This window comes from Christiangramia fulva, from assembly GCF_003024155.1.
Classification (GTDB): Bacteria; Bacteroidota; Bacteroidia; order Flavobacteriales; family Flavobacteriaceae; genus Christiangramia; species Christiangramia fulva.
On the sequence record NZ_CP028136.1, the window covers coordinates 3,320,342 to 3,338,086 of the forward strand.

16 protein-coding genes are annotated in these 17,745 nt (G+C 39.2%); 13 read left to right on the forward strand and 3 right to left on the reverse strand.

Annotated elements, in window-relative coordinates; all coding sequences use genetic code 11:
• Nucleotides 1–53: 53 nt before the first annotated feature.
• Both C7S20_RS14800 and C7S20_RS14805 read left to right on the forward strand, forming a co-directional pair.
• Complete coding sequence (locus C7S20_RS14800; RefSeq protein WP_107013203.1) at nt 54–2,306, forward strand: nitric-oxide reductase large subunit; 2,253 nt, start codon at nt 54–56, stop codon at nt 2,304–2,306.
• Between the two features lie 159 nt (nt 2,307–2,465).
• On the forward strand, nt 2,466–5,099 hold the full coding sequence (locus tag C7S20_RS14805; protein ID WP_159039946.1) for an ATP-binding protein: 2,634 nt from the start codon (nt 2,466–2,468) through the stop codon (nt 5,097–5,099).
• Here the strand turns inward: C7S20_RS14805 and C7S20_RS14810 are convergent.
• Complete coding sequence (locus tag C7S20_RS14810) at nt 5,074–5,754, reverse strand: LytR/AlgR family response regulator transcription factor (RefSeq protein WP_107013205.1); 681 nt, start codon at nt 5,752–5,754, stop codon at nt 5,074–5,076. The two genes, C7S20_RS14805 and C7S20_RS14810, sit on opposite strands and share 26 nt — an antisense overlap.
• 108 nt (nt 5,755–5,862) lie before the next feature.
• Here C7S20_RS14810 and C7S20_RS14815 point away from each other — a divergent pair, with 108 nt between their 5' ends.
• The 3 genes from C7S20_RS14815 (at nt 5,863) to C7S20_RS14825 (ending at nt 9,337) form a co-directional block, all read left to right on the forward strand.
• Nucleotides 5,863–7,380, forward strand: coding sequence for a vanadium-dependent haloperoxidase (locus tag C7S20_RS14815; protein WP_107013206.1), 1,518 nt, complete (start codon nt 5,863–5,865; stop codon nt 7,378–7,380).
• Nucleotides 7,381–7,398: 18 nt separating this feature from the next.
• Nucleotides 7,399–7,863, forward strand: a complete 465-nt coding sequence (locus C7S20_RS14820) for a doxx family protein (RefSeq protein WP_193510771.1) — start codon at nt 7,399–7,401, stop codon at nt 7,861–7,863.
• A 283-nt stretch (nt 7,864–8,146) separates the two neighbouring features.
• A complete protein-coding gene (locus tag C7S20_RS14825) occupies nt 8,147–9,337 on the forward strand; it encodes an MFS transporter (protein WP_107013207.1) in 1,191 nt (396 codons plus the stop codon).
• A 58-nt stretch (nt 9,338–9,395) separates the two neighbouring features.
• On the opposite strand, the gene C7S20_RS14830 is transcribed toward C7S20_RS14825, so the two are convergent.
• On the reverse strand, nt 9,396–10,676 hold the full coding sequence (locus tag C7S20_RS14830; protein WP_107013208.1) for a serine hydrolase domain-containing protein: 1,281 nt from the start codon (nt 10,674–10,676) through the stop codon (nt 9,396–9,398).
• Nucleotides 10,677–10,834: 158 nt separating this feature from the next.
• Between C7S20_RS14830 and C7S20_RS14835 the strand changes: the two genes are divergently transcribed.
• Nucleotides 10,835–12,109: a carboxypeptidase-like regulatory domain-containing protein gene (locus C7S20_RS14835; protein WP_107013209.1), complete on the forward strand. Its 1,275-nt coding sequence runs from the start codon at nt 10,835–10,837 to the stop codon at nt 12,107–12,109.
• Between the two features lie 132 nt (nt 12,110–12,241).
• Here the strand turns inward: C7S20_RS14835 and C7S20_RS14840 are convergent, their stop codons facing one another.
• Nucleotides 12,242–12,595: a 4Fe-4S dicluster domain-containing protein gene (locus C7S20_RS14840; protein WP_107013210.1), complete on the reverse strand. Its 354-nt coding sequence runs from the start codon at nt 12,593–12,595 to the stop codon at nt 12,242–12,244.
• Nucleotides 12,596–12,733: 138 nt separating this feature from the next.
• Here C7S20_RS14840 and C7S20_RS14845 point away from each other — a divergent pair, with 138 nt between their 5' ends.
• The 7 genes from C7S20_RS14845 (at nt 12,734) to C7S20_RS14875 (ending at nt 17,735) form a co-directional block, all read left to right on the forward strand.
• Complete coding sequence (locus tag C7S20_RS14845) at nt 12,734–13,792, forward strand: acyl-CoA reductase (RefSeq protein WP_107013211.1); 1,059 nt, start codon at nt 12,734–12,736, stop codon at nt 13,790–13,792.
• 78 nt (nt 13,793–13,870) lie between these two features.
• Complete coding sequence (gene serC, locus C7S20_RS14850) at nt 13,871–14,935, forward strand: 3-phosphoserine/phosphohydroxythreonine transaminase (RefSeq protein ID WP_107013212.1); 1,065 nt, start codon at nt 13,871–13,873, stop codon at nt 14,933–14,935.
• A gap of 12 nt (nt 14,936–14,947) precedes the next feature.
• Nucleotides 14,948–15,910 (forward strand): D-2-hydroxyacid dehydrogenase, encoded by a 963-nt coding sequence (locus C7S20_RS14855; protein ID WP_107013213.1) that lies wholly within the window; start codon nt 14,948–14,950, stop codon nt 15,908–15,910.
• 108 nt (nt 15,911–16,018) lie between these two features.
• Nucleotides 16,019–16,615, forward strand: a complete 597-nt coding sequence (locus tag C7S20_RS14860) for a DUF937 domain-containing protein (protein WP_107013214.1) — start codon at nt 16,019–16,021, stop codon at nt 16,613–16,615.
• A gap of 37 nt (nt 16,616–16,652) precedes the next feature.
• Complete coding sequence (locus tag C7S20_RS14865) at nt 16,653–17,081, forward strand: DUF6146 family protein (protein WP_107013215.1); 429 nt, start codon at nt 16,653–16,655, stop codon at nt 17,079–17,081.
• Nucleotides 17,082–17,109: 28 nt separating this feature from the next.
• Nucleotides 17,110–17,415 (forward strand): DUF6787 family protein, encoded by a 306-nt coding sequence (locus tag C7S20_RS14870; RefSeq protein ID WP_107013216.1) that lies wholly within the window; start codon nt 17,110–17,112, stop codon nt 17,413–17,415.
• Complete coding sequence (locus C7S20_RS14875) at nt 17,412–17,735, forward strand: hypothetical protein (RefSeq protein WP_107013217.1); 324 nt, start codon at nt 17,412–17,414, stop codon at nt 17,733–17,735. The genes C7S20_RS14870 and C7S20_RS14875 overlap by 4 nt, the downstream gene beginning before the upstream one ends.
• Nucleotides 17,736–17,745 lie beyond the last annotated feature (10 nt).

The window sequence follows — 17,745 nt, forward strand, 5'->3', positions numbered from 1 at the left end:
ATAATCAACAATTGGATTATCGTATCCTATTCCTTAACCCAAAAATTAAATAAATGTCTAAAGAAAGAAAACTCTGGACAAGCTTTATTGTAATCGTAGGAGTCTCATTTGCCGTATTAGGTTATTTCGGATTTGAAATTTACCAGAAAGCACCTCCCCTGCCCTCCAAAATTGTAACCACTAACGGATCAATCGTTTTTGAAGGTCAGGATATCAAAGATGGACAGAATGTCTGGCAAAGCATGGGTGGCCAGGAAGTTGGCTCCATTTGGGGCCATGGTGCTTATACTGCACCCGACTGGACTGCAGACTGGCTTCATCGTGAAGCCTTGTTTATCTTAAATAAATGGGCTGAAGATGAGCAAAATACCTCTTATAAAGATCTAAGCAGTGAAAAACAGGCTGCCCTGGAACGCAGGCTCCAGGAAAAAATGCGTAAAAACACCTATAATGAGGAAACCGGCGTCATAACTATCGATCCTGTAAGGGCCGAAGCTGCAGCCTATCTTTCCTCTTATTACAAAGGTTTATTTATGGAAAATCCCGAGCTGGATGAGTTGCGGGATGCCTACGCCATTCCTAAAAATTCTATTAAGGATGAAAACAGGATGAAGCAAATGAGCGGATTCTTTTTCTGGACGGCCTGGGCTGCGGTTACTGAAAGGCCCGGTTCAGATATAAGTTATACGCATAATTGGCCTTCAGAAAAGCTTGTTGGAAATAGAGCTACCGGCGATTTGCTGATCTGGACTGGTTTCAGCATTATTCTTTTGCTCTTCGGAATAGGTTTAATGATCTTCTACCATGCAAAAATGAAGGAAGAAGACCATCCCGAAAGACCTGTGGAAGATCCGCTGATGCAACAAACCATCACTCCTTCCATGAAGGCAGTGAAAAAATACCTTTGGGTAGTTAGCCTGCTCATTCTTGTGCAGGTAAGCTTTGGAGTCATCACGGCCCATTATGGAGTTGAAGGGGAAGGATTTTACGGCTTCAAACTGGCAGATTTTCTTCCTTATTCGCTTTCCAGGACATGGCATTTGCAACTGGGTATCCTTTGGATCGCAACAGCCTGGCTTGCTACCGGATTATATATTGCCCCGGCGGTTTCAGGAAAAGATCCCAAATACCAGAAATTTGGAGTTAATTTCCTTTTTATCTGCCTTCTCATTATTGTTCTTGGTTCAATGGCCGGGCAATGGATGGGTGTGATGCAAAAACTTGGTCTTGTTGAAAACTTCTGGTTTGGTCATCAGGGGTATGAATATGTAGATCTTGGACGTTTTTGGCAGATATTTTTATTAATCGGACTTTTTGTGTGGCTGGCTTTAATGGTCAGACCTTTGATCCCGGTAATTAAAAAGAAGACCAGTGAAAAGAACCTTTTGATCATGTTCCTGGTTTCATCAGCGGCAATCGCTCTTTTTTATGCTGCAGGACTCATGTGGGGACGCCAGACGAACCTCGCTATCGCTGAATACTGGAGATGGTGGGTAGTGCACCTTTGGGTGGAAGGATTCTTTGAAGTCTTCGCTACCGTGGTCTCTGCATTCCTGTTCGTAAGACTTGGCTTGTTAAGGACCAAAACAGCGACTTTAAGCGTCCTCCTGGCAACCATTATCTTTCTTTCAGGCGGAATATTAGGAACTTTCCATCACTTGTATTTTAGTGGCACACCTACAGCTATAATGGCTATTGGCGCTACTTTTAGTGCTTTGGAAGTTGTTCCGCTTGTATTGATAGGTTATGAGGTTTATGAAAATTACCAGCTAAGTAAGGCGACCCGTTGGATAAAAGATTACAAATGGCCAATTTATTGTTTAATATCAGTGGCCTTCTGGAATTTTCTGGGTGCAGGGATCTTCGGATTTTTGATCAATCCTCCCATAGCGCTTTATTATCTACAGGGATTAAATACAACGGCAGTACATGCTCATACAGCTTTGTTTGGAGTATACGGAATGCTTGGTATTGGCCTGATGTTGTTTGTTCTTAGAAGCCTCTACCGATTGAAGATATGGAACAATAAATTGATCGCTTTTTCATTCTGGTCGATTAATATTGGTTTATTATTGATGGTCTTATTAAGCGTTTTACCTATTGGTTTGCTGCAAACTGTAGCCAGTGTGAACGAGGGAATGTGGTACGCTCGTTCTGCGGAATTCATGCAACAGCCGGGTATCAATACCCTGAAATGGCTTCGCGTCATTGGTGACACCATTTTCGCTATAGGTTTAGTGGCCTTTATCTGGTTTGTATTTACGCTGAATTACAGTAAAGACCGCAAAGATGTTGTAGGAAAATAACATTTTCAAAACCTCCAGTTAAAAGAAACCGCTGCCTGAAAACAGCGGTTTTTTCGTTTTTGCTTTTTTTGAAAATAATTTCCTTCTTCTAAATTGGGCAAAAAATGCAGTATTGTTTACCTGTTTAATAAAAGTTATCTTCGTTCAGTAAATTTTCTATTGAAGTTGAAATTCCGCCATTCCATTGTAACGCGTTTTGCCCTGTTCTTTACGGCGCTGATCATTTTTTCTATCCTAGTATCGGGTTTTATCGTTTTTCAGAAAGCTTCAGCGGTTATTATTGATTATTCGAAAGAAAATCTGAAGCATTCTTCAGAAATGGCCGAACAATCATTTTACTCCTTATTAAAAGAGGTTTCTAATGATGTGGCTGTAATTGCCGAAAGTCCTTCGCTGAAAAATTATATCAACAATCCTTCCGAAGAAAACAGCGGCGATGTTGAAAATCTTTTCCGAATAACACTCGAAAATAAAGAAGACTATTTCCAAATTCGATATATCGGGATCGAGAATAATGGAAAAGAAATCATTCGCTACGAAAAACTGAATGATAAAGTTTCTAAAGCAGATACACTGCAGGAGAAAGGCGACAGGGAATATTTCCTGGAAACCCTGCATATAGCTCCGGGAGAATTTTACTTTTCGCCCATTAATTTGAACGAGGAATATGGAGTGATCAGCGATCCGCCAACGCCCACCCTCCGAGCGGCCAGTCCCATCTTCAATAATAATGGAAAAGTCATGGGTGTACTGGTGATCAATGTTGATATGAGCCGGTTATATGCCAAATTCAAACAAATTTCCAGGCAATCGTCCCAATTCTATTTAGTCGATAAGAACGGACAATACCTGTATTCTCCAAACCGGGAAGAGCAATTCGCTTTGCAAAAACATACCGATCATAATTTTTTTTCAGATTATAATATTGTTCTGAACCAGGATCATCATTTTGAGCTGGTAAGGAATGGCTCACAATCTTATCTCACCTATCTGAAAGAACTGGAATATTTCAGGGGGAAAAGAAAAATATACCTCGTTACCTCCATTAAACAGAATATTCTTTTGGCAAGTGAGCGTGCAGTGCAGCTGTATAGTTTGAGGACCCTGCTTTTGGTTTGTATTATTTCAATTCTTATATCCTGGTTATTTACCAACTTTTTTTCAAAAAAGATCAACCAGATCACAAAAGCCATCAGTAATTATGAGAGCGATCCGGGAAGTGAAATTATGCTTCCTGTGAATAGAAAGGACGAAATTGGGGTTTTGGCCAATTCTTTTCTAAAAATGAAAAAGAGGATCAACAATAATGTTAAAGAGCTGAATACCGCACTTAAAAAAGAAAAGCAGGCAAAAAGGCAACGCGATGAATTTTTACAGAATATGAGCCATGAACTTAGAACTCCCTTGAATTCAATTTTAGGGCTCACACAAATCCTGCATAAACAGTCTACGTCTGAAGCTCAACGAAATATTATTGCTTCCCTTGAAAAAAGCGCTAAAAATCTCGCAGGTCTGGTTTATGACGTACTCGATCATCAAAAACTGGTGGAAGGCAAATTACAAATTGCTTATAAACCTGTAAATATCGCGAGATTACTTAAAGATATTCATTCTACCTACCAATTTGAGGCACTGCAAAAAGGATTGTCTTTTTCTTTGGTGATCGATAAAAAGCTGGAAGAAAATAAATATCTAACCGATCCCCTTCGGCTTTCACAGATAATCACAAATCTCGTTGTTAATGCCGTAAAATATACAAGAGAAGGAGAAATCAGTCTTTCAGCTGAAGTAAAAAGCGGTAAAAATGCGCGTTTGGAAATAAAAATCAGCGATACGGGAATAGGCATATTAGAAGAAAATCTTTCGCGGATCAATGACCGGTTTTTCAGGGAAAAAGAAGAAATGGACGGGAGGTTTGGCGGTTATGGTTTGGGTCTTTCTATAGTAAAACAGCTTACAGAACTTTTTGGAGGTTCTTTAAAAGCGATTTCGGCAAAAGGAAAAGGTTCAGAATTCACTATTAATATTCCTGTTGAAAAGGTAAACGTAAAAAAGAAACTTAAAAGCAGTTCCTCGCGCTATATCCTTCCCAAATTCAAAAAAACCTATAATCTGCTGTATATTGAGGATGATCTTTCATCGGCTGAAATGATGAAGTATATACTGGACGATGATAAACTTCTTATTAAAAAAGTCGATAAAATTGAAAGCGCAAGGGAAATTCTGGAAAATGGCCAGGTAGATCTTGTGATCAGTGATCTTATGCTGGAAGATGTAAACCTTACAGATATTTTAAAGGAATGGATTTCTTTCCAAAAACTGAAGGCTCCTATAATTGTGCTTTCAGCTCTGGAAGCTAAGGAAGTTGAAAAGATCACCTCACTTTATTTCCAAAAGCCTTATGACATTTTTCACGTGCAGGATCTTGTTTATTATGTACTTGGAAAAAATGAATTTCAGGCGCCCGATCTTTCAAATATCTATAATAATTATGATCATGATCCTGAGAAAGTATCAAAGGTTCTAAAACTTCTGCACGAAGAATTTGGAACTTACCTAAAACGTATAAATGATGCTGCTGAAAGCAAAAATCAGAAGGATTGGAAAGCCATACTTCATAAACTTGTGGCCAATCTTAATAATTTGAAGCTTTCCCGTTTAAAAGAAACCATCCCCGAGGAGGTCTCTGAGCTTGATGAAGAGAAACTGGAATTTATCCGGCAAAATTTTGCTTATTGCCAGTGTTGTTTCCGAAATGAACGGCGATTTAATTTAAGAGATCGATCTTTTTAAGAAGGTCTTTTTCGAAGCTGTGACTTACCGGCACATGATCTTTCCCGATCTCTATGGCTTTGCTGTCTATAAAATCGATTTTATTTAAATTGACAATATAGGAGCGATGTACCTTCTGAAAATATTCCGGAAGCTTCGGTTCCAGATCTTTCAGGGTCATTAAGGTTAAAATTTTCCTGTCGTCTAGAACAATGGAAATATAATTTCCTTCAGATTTAAAATATTTCACCTCATTCATCCTGATTTTCACCAGCTTATTTCCTTCTTTCACAAAAAGCCTGGTTTCCTGCTGCTGATTTTTGGAAAGATAATTCTGAGCTTTTTTAAAACCCTGAAAGAACCTTGAAAAATTTAGTGGTTTGACCAGAAAATCTACTACCTGATCATAATTATAAGAATCTGAAGCGAAATCTCTGTTAGATGTCACCATGATCACTGCAATGTTCTTTTCGATGGTGTTCAGGATATCTTTTCCGGTAATATCGGGTAAGTCAAAATCCAGGAAAATCAAATCGAAAACCGAGCTGTTTATCAGGTTTATCGCTTCAAAACCAGAAGTAGCGGTAATTACATTATCGATATCATCAATTTTACTGCAGAAGTGTTCCAATAAGTCACAAATTAAGGGATCGTCATCGACTATCAGGCATTTCATAGGCTCATCAAATAAAAGAATACTTTCATCAACTAATATACCTATTTCATATAAAATTTCATTTTCAAGCCTAATAAATCATTAGTATTGAGATAAACTAAATTACTTATGAAAATTAAATTACTATTATCTTCTATTTTAATTACTCTTCTAATTTTCCCCTGCAGTGCGAATGATACTGCAGGAATTTTTAAGAAAAAAGATCCGATTACAGAAAATGAACCACGAGGAAAAGACAATGTCGCGCATCAATGGGCCTACCTTACACTTTTGGGAACCGCTCATGATACTGATATAAATACCCCCAGACCTACAATCACTTCAAGATACATCGGACTTACTTTCACTTCAATGTTCGATGCCTGGACGCGGTTTGATGACAAAGCGAGTCCGCTATACCTAAAAGGTGTTGAAAGGCTTCCTGAAGCAGAGAGAAATCTTAAAAATAAAGAGATTGCCATAAGTTACGCGGCCTTCAGAACATTAAAAGAGTATTATCCTTTCGATACAAAAATGTTTCGTGATAAAATGCTGGAATTAGGTCTCGATCCTGATGATATGTCTCTTGATCCCACTACTCCGGTGGGTATAGGAAACCTGGCCGCAAAGACTGTCCTGGAGAGAAGGATGCATGATGGTTCCAATCAATTTGGAGAAGTAGAAGGTTCAGATGGAACTCCTTATTCCGATTATACCGGGTATATGCCGGTAAATGATATTGATAATAATATCGACCTTAAAAGATGGCAGCCTAAATATTTCATCAATGAAAAAGGGGAAAAATACAACCCCGGTTGCCTTACTCCTTACTGGCAAAAGGTTGAACCACTTTTATTAAAAAAAGCCGATCAGTTTCGGCCAGGACCACCACCAGAAATTGGTTCAAAAGAACTTGAAAAGGAAGTACAGGAAGTGGTTGATCTACAGGCAAATTTAACTCCTGAACATAAAGCACTTGTTGAATTTATGAGGGATGGGCCTCTTTCAGCACAACAGGCCGGACACTGGCTGGTATTTTCTTTAGATGTGTCAACCCGCGACCAGAATACGCTGGATGATGATGTGAAAATGTACTTTTATGTCGAATCTGTAGCCTTTGACGGTTTCATAGCCTGCTGGGATGCAAAAATGTATTACGATTTTGCTCGTCCGTTTGCACTGGTACATGCCTATTTTAAAGATAAAACCATTAAAGCCTGGGGTGGCCCGGATAAAGGCATGATAAAAATGAAAGGCCAGGACTGGAGGCCATATTCACCTGCTTCCTTTTTATGCCCATCTTTCCCCAGTTATGTTTCCGGACATAGCACCATAAGTGGTGGCTGTGCTGAAGCTCTAAGACTATTTACGGGAAGCGATAAATTTGGAGCCAAAGTAAAAAGAATCCCCGGTGAACTAACGGAACCCAATAATGTGAGCGATCCTGTTATACTTGAATTCCCGACTTTTACCAAAGCAGGAGAAATGGCCGGAATTTCGAGAGTAATGGGCGGATATCATATTCAATCTGATAATGTGGAAGGATTAAAACTGGGAAGAAATATCGCGCGTTATAATTATCAGAGATTTCTTGAGCTTATTGGCGAGAAACCTGCGGCCTCTAAAGATGAGATGAGAAGCGAATAAAGAAAAAATCTAGCGATTATGGGAATTAAATTTCAAAAAAAGAACCTTTTGCTAATATCAGTTGGGGTAGTTTATCTCTGGTTCGGGGTATTAAAATTCTTTCCTCATCTAAGTCCTGCAGAGGCCCTGGCCAAGAATACAATTGAAGAACTAACCATGGGAATAATCCCGCTTAATATTGCAATTATTTTGCTGGCCATTTGGGAAACTGCTATCGGAATCATGCTTATCCTGACTATTTACAGGCGTTTTGCAATAAGTATAGCTCTTTTGCACATGGTGCTCACTTTTACTCCGTTTATATTCTTTTCTGATGAAATATTTACCAATGGAGCTTTTATTCCTTCCCTGGTGGGACAGTACATCATAAAGAATATTATAATAATAAGTGTTCTGGTAAGCTCTTATTCAGATTCAAAAACTCCAGAAGTCTCCCCTTCTTCTTTCGCTTATAAAAGTTTAGAACCTGAAACGGAAATTTGAAAATTTAAACCTCAATGACTTCGGCTTTTGAGGTTTATTTCTTTCTCTATAAAACCTCCTTTTAAAAAAAAGATAAATCTGCTTTTTAACTGATCTTTGATTCCGTCTGACTTCATTATTTCAAAGGAATAGCTAAAACCACCCGCCTGCGATCACTTTTAGGCTTTTGATAACATTTCTTTTAAAGATGTTCAGATTCTGGGCCGAATTTTAGCCTTAATTTTGGCCGAACCAAAATAAAATTGTTATCAATAGATCTGTAGTAATTCTAGGAATTGCCCGAATGGCCGATGCCATGGGCAATTCTTTTTTGATTGTAGTACTCCCTTTGTACATTGCCAGCAATGGTGTTGGCGGTGAAAATTTTGGACTTTCTGTTTCTTTTATCACCGGACTTGTCCTGGGGCTTTTTGGCTTGATTAGCAGTTTCGCACAACCTTTAGTAGGCCGATTATCTGATAAAGCCGGGAAGCGAAAACTCTTTGCCGTGGGTGGTCTCCTCCTATTTTCCATCGCCAACGCATCTTATACCTATGCCGATACCTACTTAAGCATCATTCTGGTAAGGAGCGCCCAGGGCCTTGCTGCCGCTCTTACTATTACTTCCAGCGTCGCCCTGGTAAGTGAAGTTAGCGTGGAGGAAAATAGAGGTAATAATATGGGTATCTATAATACTCTACGGCTGGTTGGTTTTGGTGCCGGACCTTTACTGAGCGGATTACTTTTAGAAAACGGACCTTATAAGCTTCCTTTCTTCGGAAAAACTGATGGTTTTAATACAACTTTTATCATTGCTTCACTTGGGGCAGTAATTAGTATGCTGCTGGTAGCACTTTTTGTTCATGATCAAAATACAGAGAAATCAAATGAACCTATTATTTTCAGGATTCTTTCGAAAGATAAAAGCCACTGGCTTGACCCGATTTTTGCTTTAGGCCTGGCAACTTTTGTTATGAGTTTTGGTTTTTCCATTTTGTCTCCTATTGAAACTGAAACAAATCAAAGACTAACCCAGGGAGCTTTCATGTTTTCCCTGGAATTTAGCGCGATGATAGGAGCTCTGGCCATATTTCAACCTTTGATAGGGAAAGCAAGTGACAAATATGGAAGGAGAATCTTTATTTTTATTGGCCTACTCTGCCTGATTCCCTTTACTTTTTTCCAGGGACTGGCAACCCAACCATGGCATCTCATTCTTTTCAGGGCTTTACAGGGCATCAGTGCTGCCATGGTGTTTTCTCCCGCATTGGCCCTGGCCGGAGATCTCGCCGAAAAAGGACAAACCGGCTCCCGACTCGCCGTAGTAACGATGGCTTTTGGTTTAGGTATTTCTTTGGGAGCTTTTGTTTCCGGCTATACCATTCGATTTGGATACATAGCGCCCTTCATCATTGGTGCGGTCATGGCCGCCCTGGGAAGTTTAATTGTCTATACCCAGGTACCAAAAAGGAATCCGCAAAAAAACCAGAATTGATTCGCTTAAGTGCAATAATATTAAGCCTGAATTGTAAAAATCCGGATACTTTTTTTGCTTATTCCTCAGTAATACTGCTGAAGACCATTTGCCTGAATTTCCAACCCGTCTGATCATCAACAGGCCCCTGAGTTTGTTTCATTAAAATCCCTATCACATCGGTAACCGGATCGGCAAAATACTGGGTATTAAAATAACCACCCCAGTCAAAAGTACCTTCACTTCCCAGGCCCCCTTTAGCTTTACCCTTTTCACTAACCAGCCCGAAAGCAAGTCCGTAATAATTTTCAGGACCTCCAAAAAGATCTGCAGTTTGATTGGTCAGGATCATTTTTACGGTCAACGGGCTTAGTAAACGATGACCGTTGTAAGTACCATTATTCAGATACATTTGAAGAAATTTCGCATAATCAAGAGCGGTACTCGATAAACCTGCACCTCCTGAAAAGAAAGTTCTGGCTCCTTTTTTAGGATATTCAGGATCATAATAAGGAGTAGCGCCAAAATTTTTCCACTTTCCGTCTTGCTTTTCCTGAACCGCTACCAGTCGATCGGCCTTCGATTCCGGCAAATAAAAATAGGTGTCATTCATGTTTAGAGGTTCGAAAATCCTTTCCCGCAGAAACTGGTCAAAAGACTTTCCTGAGATCACTTCAATAAAATACCCCAGCACATCAAGACCTTCAGAATAATACCATTTTTCTCCAGGTTTAAAATGAAGCGGAAGCTTTGCCAGCTTTTTTTCATTTTCCTTTAATTTAACAGGCCTGGTCGTAAAAGCATCAACAATTCCGGCCTTGGCGAAAATTTTCCGATAACGCTCATCAGGATCTATCATGCCATAACCAATTCCCGAGGTATGAGTAAGCAAATTTCTAATGGTGATCTCCTCGCCTGCAGGTTTCGTGGTAAAACTGGAGTCGGCTTCATTAAAACTTTCAAGTAACTGCGGATTTTTAAATTCGGGGATATATTTTGAAATAGGATCGTCCAGCTGAAATTTACCTTCTTCCCATAACATCATGACAGCGGTGGCGGTAATCGCCTTGGTTTGGGAGGCGATCCGGAAAATTGCATCTTTTTCAAGTTTTTTCCCATTCGCGTTTGCCGAACCGAAGGCTTTGTATAAAACTATTTTTCCATCTTTCGCGATCAGGGCGACTGCACCCGGAATTTTCCCTTCATCCACACTCGACTGAAGCATATTTCCGATCTTTTCGAGCCTTTCAGAAGACATTCCTACAGATTCTGGCTTTGCGGATTCTAGATTTTGAACGTTCTGAGCAAAAAGAAATAAAGAAGTAAAAAGAAAAGTAAAGGCTAGTAACTGAGTTTTCATAAGATTAATTTGAACCTGAATTTAAGAAAATTTTTAAATCATCTTAAATAATTAATACTTTAACAATAGTTCAATTCAAATATTAAGGCATTCACATCAATAAAAGTATATAATTGATTATATTGTATAAGTTTAGTTGAATCTTAAATCTTTCAATCATGGAAAAGTCAGCAATCATTTCTAAAGGGCGTTGGACTCCTCTTTTCTTACTTGCTCTAATGCTCTTCTTTTCCTTCGCAATCGTTGCCCAGGAACAAAAGGAGTATGTAGAATATAAAGGAGAGGTGGTCAACGACCGAAACGGAAGGTCAATATCTTCCGCTTACCTTGCACTCAACAACAGTAATATTTCTACCATCACCAATTCTGATGGAGAATTCTCGCTCAAAGTGCCAAAAGATCTTACAGTGGCGACAGTTACAATATCGGTACTTGGTTTCCAAAGTAAAACCCTTCCGCTCAATTATTTTAAATCTGAAGATACCGAAATCAGGCTTGCAGAAACAGTAGAAGAACTTGCCGAAGTAAATCTCTACCAGGCCACCAATGCTAAGTTGCTGGTAGAAGAAATGCTATCCAAGAAGGATGAAAACTATCTGTCAGATCAAAGTCTTATGACTTCCTTCTACCGGGAAACCATCAAAAAAGGCTGGAGTAATGTCAGCCTTTCCGAAGCGGTGGTGAAAATTTATAAAACACCATATAATTCGCCCAAAAAAGATTTGGTAACGCTTTATAAGGCGCGAAAAAGCACAGATTATGATAAACTAGATACTATTGCTTTAAAACTTCGTGGCGGCCCATTCAATACACTTTATCTTGATATGATGAAGTATTCGGAATATGTGCTTCGCCCTCAAATGGTAGATAGTTATAATTTCAAAATGGATGAACCCACCAAGATCAACGATCGTTACACTTATGTTGTTGATTTTGCAGAACTTGATCGTTCTGATCCCTGGTATTATGGCAAACTCTTTATAGACGCCGAAACTTCTACCCTTGTAAAGGCAATTTACAGCTTAAATGTTGATGACCGGGATGCCGCAGCAGCAATGTTTGTAAAAAAGAAACCAGGAGGTTCCAAAGTTTATCCTATTGAACTTAATTACGAGGTAGATTATGCTCAAAATAACGGTAAATGGCATTATGCCTATGGGCGCGCTCAAATGGAGTATGTGGTGAACTGGAAAAAGAAAATATTTAATTCCAGGTATAAAATCAATAGCGAAATGGTGGTTACCAACTGGGAGAAATACAGTGGTGACGACTGGAAAAAACGAAATGATCTCATTCATCCTAATATCGTAATGGTAGATGATGTCTCCGGTTTTTCAGATACCGAATTCTGGGGAAGCAATAATATAATTGAGCCGGAAAAATCTATACAGAATGCTATAGATAAGATCAAGAGAAAAATAGATAGGCAGTAATCGCAGGAAATTTAAAGGTTTTTGTCGATCTAGTTAAAAAAAGCTGTTTGAAAAGGTCTAATTTCGTCAGACTTAAAAATGACGATTTAACCGACTCTTTTCTAACAGCTTTTTTCTTTTAATATTCCAGATTTAATCCTGATTGTGCATGAAACGCTGCTTGGCCAGGAGTTCTTCTTCGGTTTCCACGTGATCTTCATCAGGCACACAGCAGTCTACTGGACATACAGCGGCACATTGAGGTTCTTCATGAAAACCTTTACATTCGGTACATTTATCGGGAACGATATAATAAATTTCATCACTTACAGGTTCCTGCGCCTCTTCGGCATTAGCTTCCTTTCCGTTAGGAAGAACAACATTCCCTTCAAGATCAGTACCGTCAGCATACCTCCAGTCATCTGCTCCTTCATAAATAGCGGTGTTCGGGCATTCCGGTTCGCACGCGCCACAGTTTATACACTCATCGGTTATAACAATTGCCATAGCTTTCTTTTTTAATAAATTTAATTCCTGGCAGTAAAACCCACACTACTTTTTGTAAATTTTATGGTTTTAATCCTCGGAAATTTTAATTTCGCTGCACAAATTTAAAGTGCACTACTTTCATAACCAAATATGAACATGACAATTGCTGAACATAAATCCCATCTTATCGTACTTGGTAAATTTCTGGGGCAGTTTGGAATAAAAGAATCTGAAAAAGCTGAAAATATTCCCGGAAATGAGCGGTTTTTTAATGAAATGGATCATAAAATAGACCAGGCGGTCCATTATAACGGCTGGTTTACCCGTGAAAATGTGATCTTTTCCCTTCAGCAATGGAGCGAGGCACTTTCTCCTGAAAACCTTGATAAATGGCTTAACCGCTATGATTTCAGCAATAAAGGCGGTAAAACCGTAGGTATTGTAATGGCAGGAAATATTCCCCTGGTGGGATTTCATGATTTTATTAGCGTTCTGGTATCCGGGCATAAAGTTCAGGTAAAACTTTCGGGAAATGACAAACAACTGCTTCCGCTTATAGCTGATTTTTTGATGCAATTAGACAATCGATACGAAGAACAGATCCAGTTCACTGAAGAACGTTTAAATAATTTTGATGCCGTGATCGCGACAGGAAGTAATAATACCGCCCGTTATTTCGAATATTATTTCCGCGACAAACCCAGTATCATTCGTAAGAACCGTAATTCTGTCGCTGTATTGACCGGAAAGGAAAGTAAAGACGAACTCGCTAGGCTCGGCGATGATATTTTTCGGTATTACGGCCTAGGCTGCAGGAATGTATCCAAACTATATGTCCCCCAGGACTATGATTTTAAAGATTTCTTTGAAGCCATTTATGAGTGGAATCCCATTATTCATCGGGATAAATACGCCAATAACTACGATTATAACAAGGCGGTTTACCTAATGAGTGAATATAAGATTTTGGAAAATGGATTTTTGATGCTTAAGGAAGACGAAAGTTTCGGTTCACCTATTGCCACACTTTTTTATGAATTTTATAAAGATGAGGAAGAACTCCGGAAAAATCTTTCAGAAAATGAAGAAAAGCTACAATGTGTGGTGAAAAAAAATCCCGGCGAAAAGGAGATCGGCTTCGGAAAAACTCAGAAACCTGAGCTTTGGGATTATGCCGATAATGTAGATACCATTGAGTTTTTGTTAAAGCTCTGAAGCCATAATTATCATTTTAATAACAGCTTTTCCTCCCATTTTTAGCATCTTTGTGTTACTAAATCAACTCAGGATTTTATGAAAAAACATAATTTCAGTGCAGGCCCCTGTATTCTTCCACAGGAAGTATTTCAGGAAGCCTCACAAGCTATTCTCGATTACAATAATTCAGGTTTATCAATATTAGAAATTTCGCACCGCAGCCCGGCTTTCGTAGCAGTTATGGAAGAGGCCCGGTCTCTGGCGCTGGAGCTTTTGGGTCTAAAAGATAAAGGCTACAAAGCATTGTTTCTTCAAGGTGGCGCCAGCACACAGTTCTTAATGGTAGCGTATAATCTTCTGGAAAAGAAAGCAGCATATCTCAATACCGGAACCTGGTCTTCAAAAGCGATCAAAGAAGCGAAACTATTTGGTGAAGTCGTGGAAGTGGCGTCTTCAAAAGATGAGAATTTCAATTATATTCCAAAGTCATTTACTATTCCCGAAGATGCCGATTATTTTCACTGTACCAGTAATAACACGATTTTCGGTACTCAAATCAAGAAATTCCCATCTACTGCGAAACCACTTATTTGTGATATGAGCAGTGACATTTTCTCAAGGGAACTGGATTTTTCCAAATTTGACCTGATCTATGCGGGAGCACAAAAAAATATGGGCCCGGCAGGAACAACCCTTGTGGTGCTCAAAGAAGAAATTCTGGGCAAAGTGAGCCGGGAAATTCCTTCAATGATGGATTATCAGGTACATATTGGAAAAGACAGTATGTTCAACACGCCTGCCGTTTATGCGGTTTATGTTTCTCTACTGACCTTACGATGGATAAAAGCTAACGGCGGAATTAAAGCCATGGAGGAGAGAAATGAACAAAAAGCCGATCTAATTTACAATGAAATTGATCGAAATCCGCTTTTTAAAGGCTTTGCCAGAAAAGAGGACCGCTCCCCTATGAATGCTACTTTCAACCTGGTGGATGAAGGTCATAAGGAGATCTTTGATAAAATGTGGAAAGATGCAGGAGTAAATGGCCTAAACGGTCACCGAAGTGTTGGCGGTTACCGCGCATCTATGTATAACGCCATGCCTGTTGAAAGCGTTCAGGTGGTTGTTGATTTGATGCAGGAACTCGAAAATAAAGCTTAAACATCTGAATTTATGAAAGTACTCGCGAACGATGGAATATCGCAAAGTGGTATAGACATGCTCGAAAATAAAGGCTTTGAAGTTACTGTTAAAAAAGTCGCCCAGGAACAACTAAAAGATTATATCAACAAGAATGAGGTTAATGTCCTGTTAGTTAGAAGTGGCACCAAAGTTCGAAAAGATATAATTGATAACTGCCCTTCCCTCAAGATCATTGGCCGTGGCGGTGTTGGAATGGACAATATCGATGTAGATTATGCCCGTAAGAAAGGCATAAAGGTTATCAATACTCCGGCCGCATCTTCAAGTTCGGTGGCCGAACTCGTTTTTGCTCATCTTTTCGGTGGCGTTCGTTCTCTTTATCATTCTAACCGTAATATGCCTTTAGAAGGAGATTCAAAATTTAAGGAACTTAAGAAATCTTATGCCGGCGGTGTTGAATTACGTGGGAAAACTTTGGGGATTATTGGTTTTGGAAGGATTGGGCGCGAAGTCGCTAAAATTGCCCTTGGTATTGGCATGAAAGTTATCGCCAGTGATAATGTAGTTGGCGAAGCTGAAATTGAACTGGAATTCTATAACCATCAAAGCATTAAAATTCCTATTAAGACTGAACCCGTAGCTCAGCTTATAAAACATTCCGATTTTATTACCCTGCATGTACCGGCTCAGGAAAAACCAATCATCGGCAAAAAGGAAATCGAAAAAATGAAAGACGGGGTGGCTATCATCAACGCTGCGCGCGGTGGTGTTTTAGATGAAGAAGCTTTGCTGGAAGCCATTGAAACCGGAAAAGTTTCTTTTGCTGCGCTGGACACTTATGAAAATGAGCCTTCCCCGGCTATAAAACTTCTGATGAATGAGAATGTGTCATTAAGTCCGCATATAGGAGCGGCAACCAAAGAAGCCCAGGAACGTATTGGGGTTGAACTGGCCGAGCAGATCATTTCCATTCTGAAAAAGGAAAAAGCCTGAAACAATTGTTAAAAATTTAAGCCGGAAAAATTTCCGGCTTTTTTATGCAATCCGTAATGGTTTTAAATAGTATTCTTGGTAACTTTCCAGTATTAAAAGCTGAGGATTATGGCAAATATTCTTGATATTTTTAGAACTCATAGTGGTCACCGCCTACTGGAAAGGACCGCTGAACAAACAGGAATTTCAGAAAATGAAGTAAACCGTGCCTTTTTACTGGCTCTACCCACCTTGCTTGGTATTCATTTAGAACAATGTGCCAGCGGAAAAAGCCATTTTCAGGAGGCCAGAAAAGAATTTCAGGGTTTTATAGATTTTATTGAAACTGAAGATCTCTGCCATCAGGGTGAAAAGGTGATGAATTTGCTTTTAACGGCCAATCAGCAGGACAAAATAAGCAGCTTTTCGAAGGTGATCGGTATTTCTCAATCTGCTTACGAAAAGGTGCTGAAAATTTCCTGTGGCGCAATTTTCAGCATCCTTACCGAAATTACTGAAAATAAATCGCTGAAACGTGAAGATCATTGCGAACTGGTCCATTCCCTGGCTGGCATCAGTACAAAATTCGATAGGGAATTCATTATGACACTTATAAAAAACGAAGATTCGCCACATTTGATCGATAGTGCAGAAAAGATTGCCCTGGATCGTGAAGATGATGAGGATGAACAAAGTATTTTGGGAGGATATACCGGCGGCCGGTAGTTAGGAATAATATTTGATCTTAATTAAAAAAAATCAAATGAAAAATATATTATATATCCTTCTGCTGGCATTGCTTGTCTATAGTTGCGGCTCGGTTGGCGGGAAAAATTTTCCTTCAAAAAGAATTTCCGGTGCAGAGAATGATACGGTAAGAATTGCCAATGACAGCCTGGAATATGAGATCATTATCATTGAACCCGGTTTTGATCTTTTTATCAATTCTTATGCGCATCCACGAGGTTATTATTCCCAGAGTTACCTGGAAAATAAAAATGCTTTTCTTGTTAACGATTATAACCAGCGCGTGCATCAGCCCAATCTTTATAATCCCAATCTTTATGTAAACGAGATCAACTATGATCCCAATATTGATTATGGATATGAAGTAAATTATTTGTTGTACAACTATTTTGTATATCTGGCCTTGCAATATAACCAGCATTTTAGTGTCCCGACGAGGCTCTGATTTTTAACCGAATAGTTATCTTTGTGACATGAAAAAACTAAAGAAACGTTGGGGTGTCAAATCCAACTGGCAATTATTTGTCATTTTTCTGGTTTTTGCCATCACCGGTTCTTCTGCGGCTAAACTCGCGAGCCCATTAACAAATCTTATTGGTATTAATCCACAGGATCATCACTGGCTGATTTACTGGCCCATTAGGATCCTGATTATCCTGCCGATTTATCAGGTTTTGTTATTGTTCTTCGGATGGATTTTCGGGCAATTCAGTTTTTTCTGGAATTTCGAAAAAAAGATGCTGGCTAGAATGGGTATTTTTAAACTGCTGGATATTTGAAAATCCTGAAGCACATATTTTTTGTTTTTACTGCCCTGATTCTGCTATTTCCACCGGTAGTAAACTTTATCCATATTTTTGAAGGTCATGACCACAAGCCTTGCATTCATTATGCCGACAGTCATTACCACAAAAAAAATATCAATTGCGAATTATATAAATTTCATAGTAATCCGGCACTGGAACTGGATTTCATAAATTTCGAGCCATTTCTTGCCACAGCTCAGGAAAAAGTCTATTCCACCTTTTACTTTTTTTTAAATGATCTAAAACTGCAGCAGGCTTCTCTGCGTGCACCACCGGCCTTCTTATTTTCCTGAGAAGTATCCA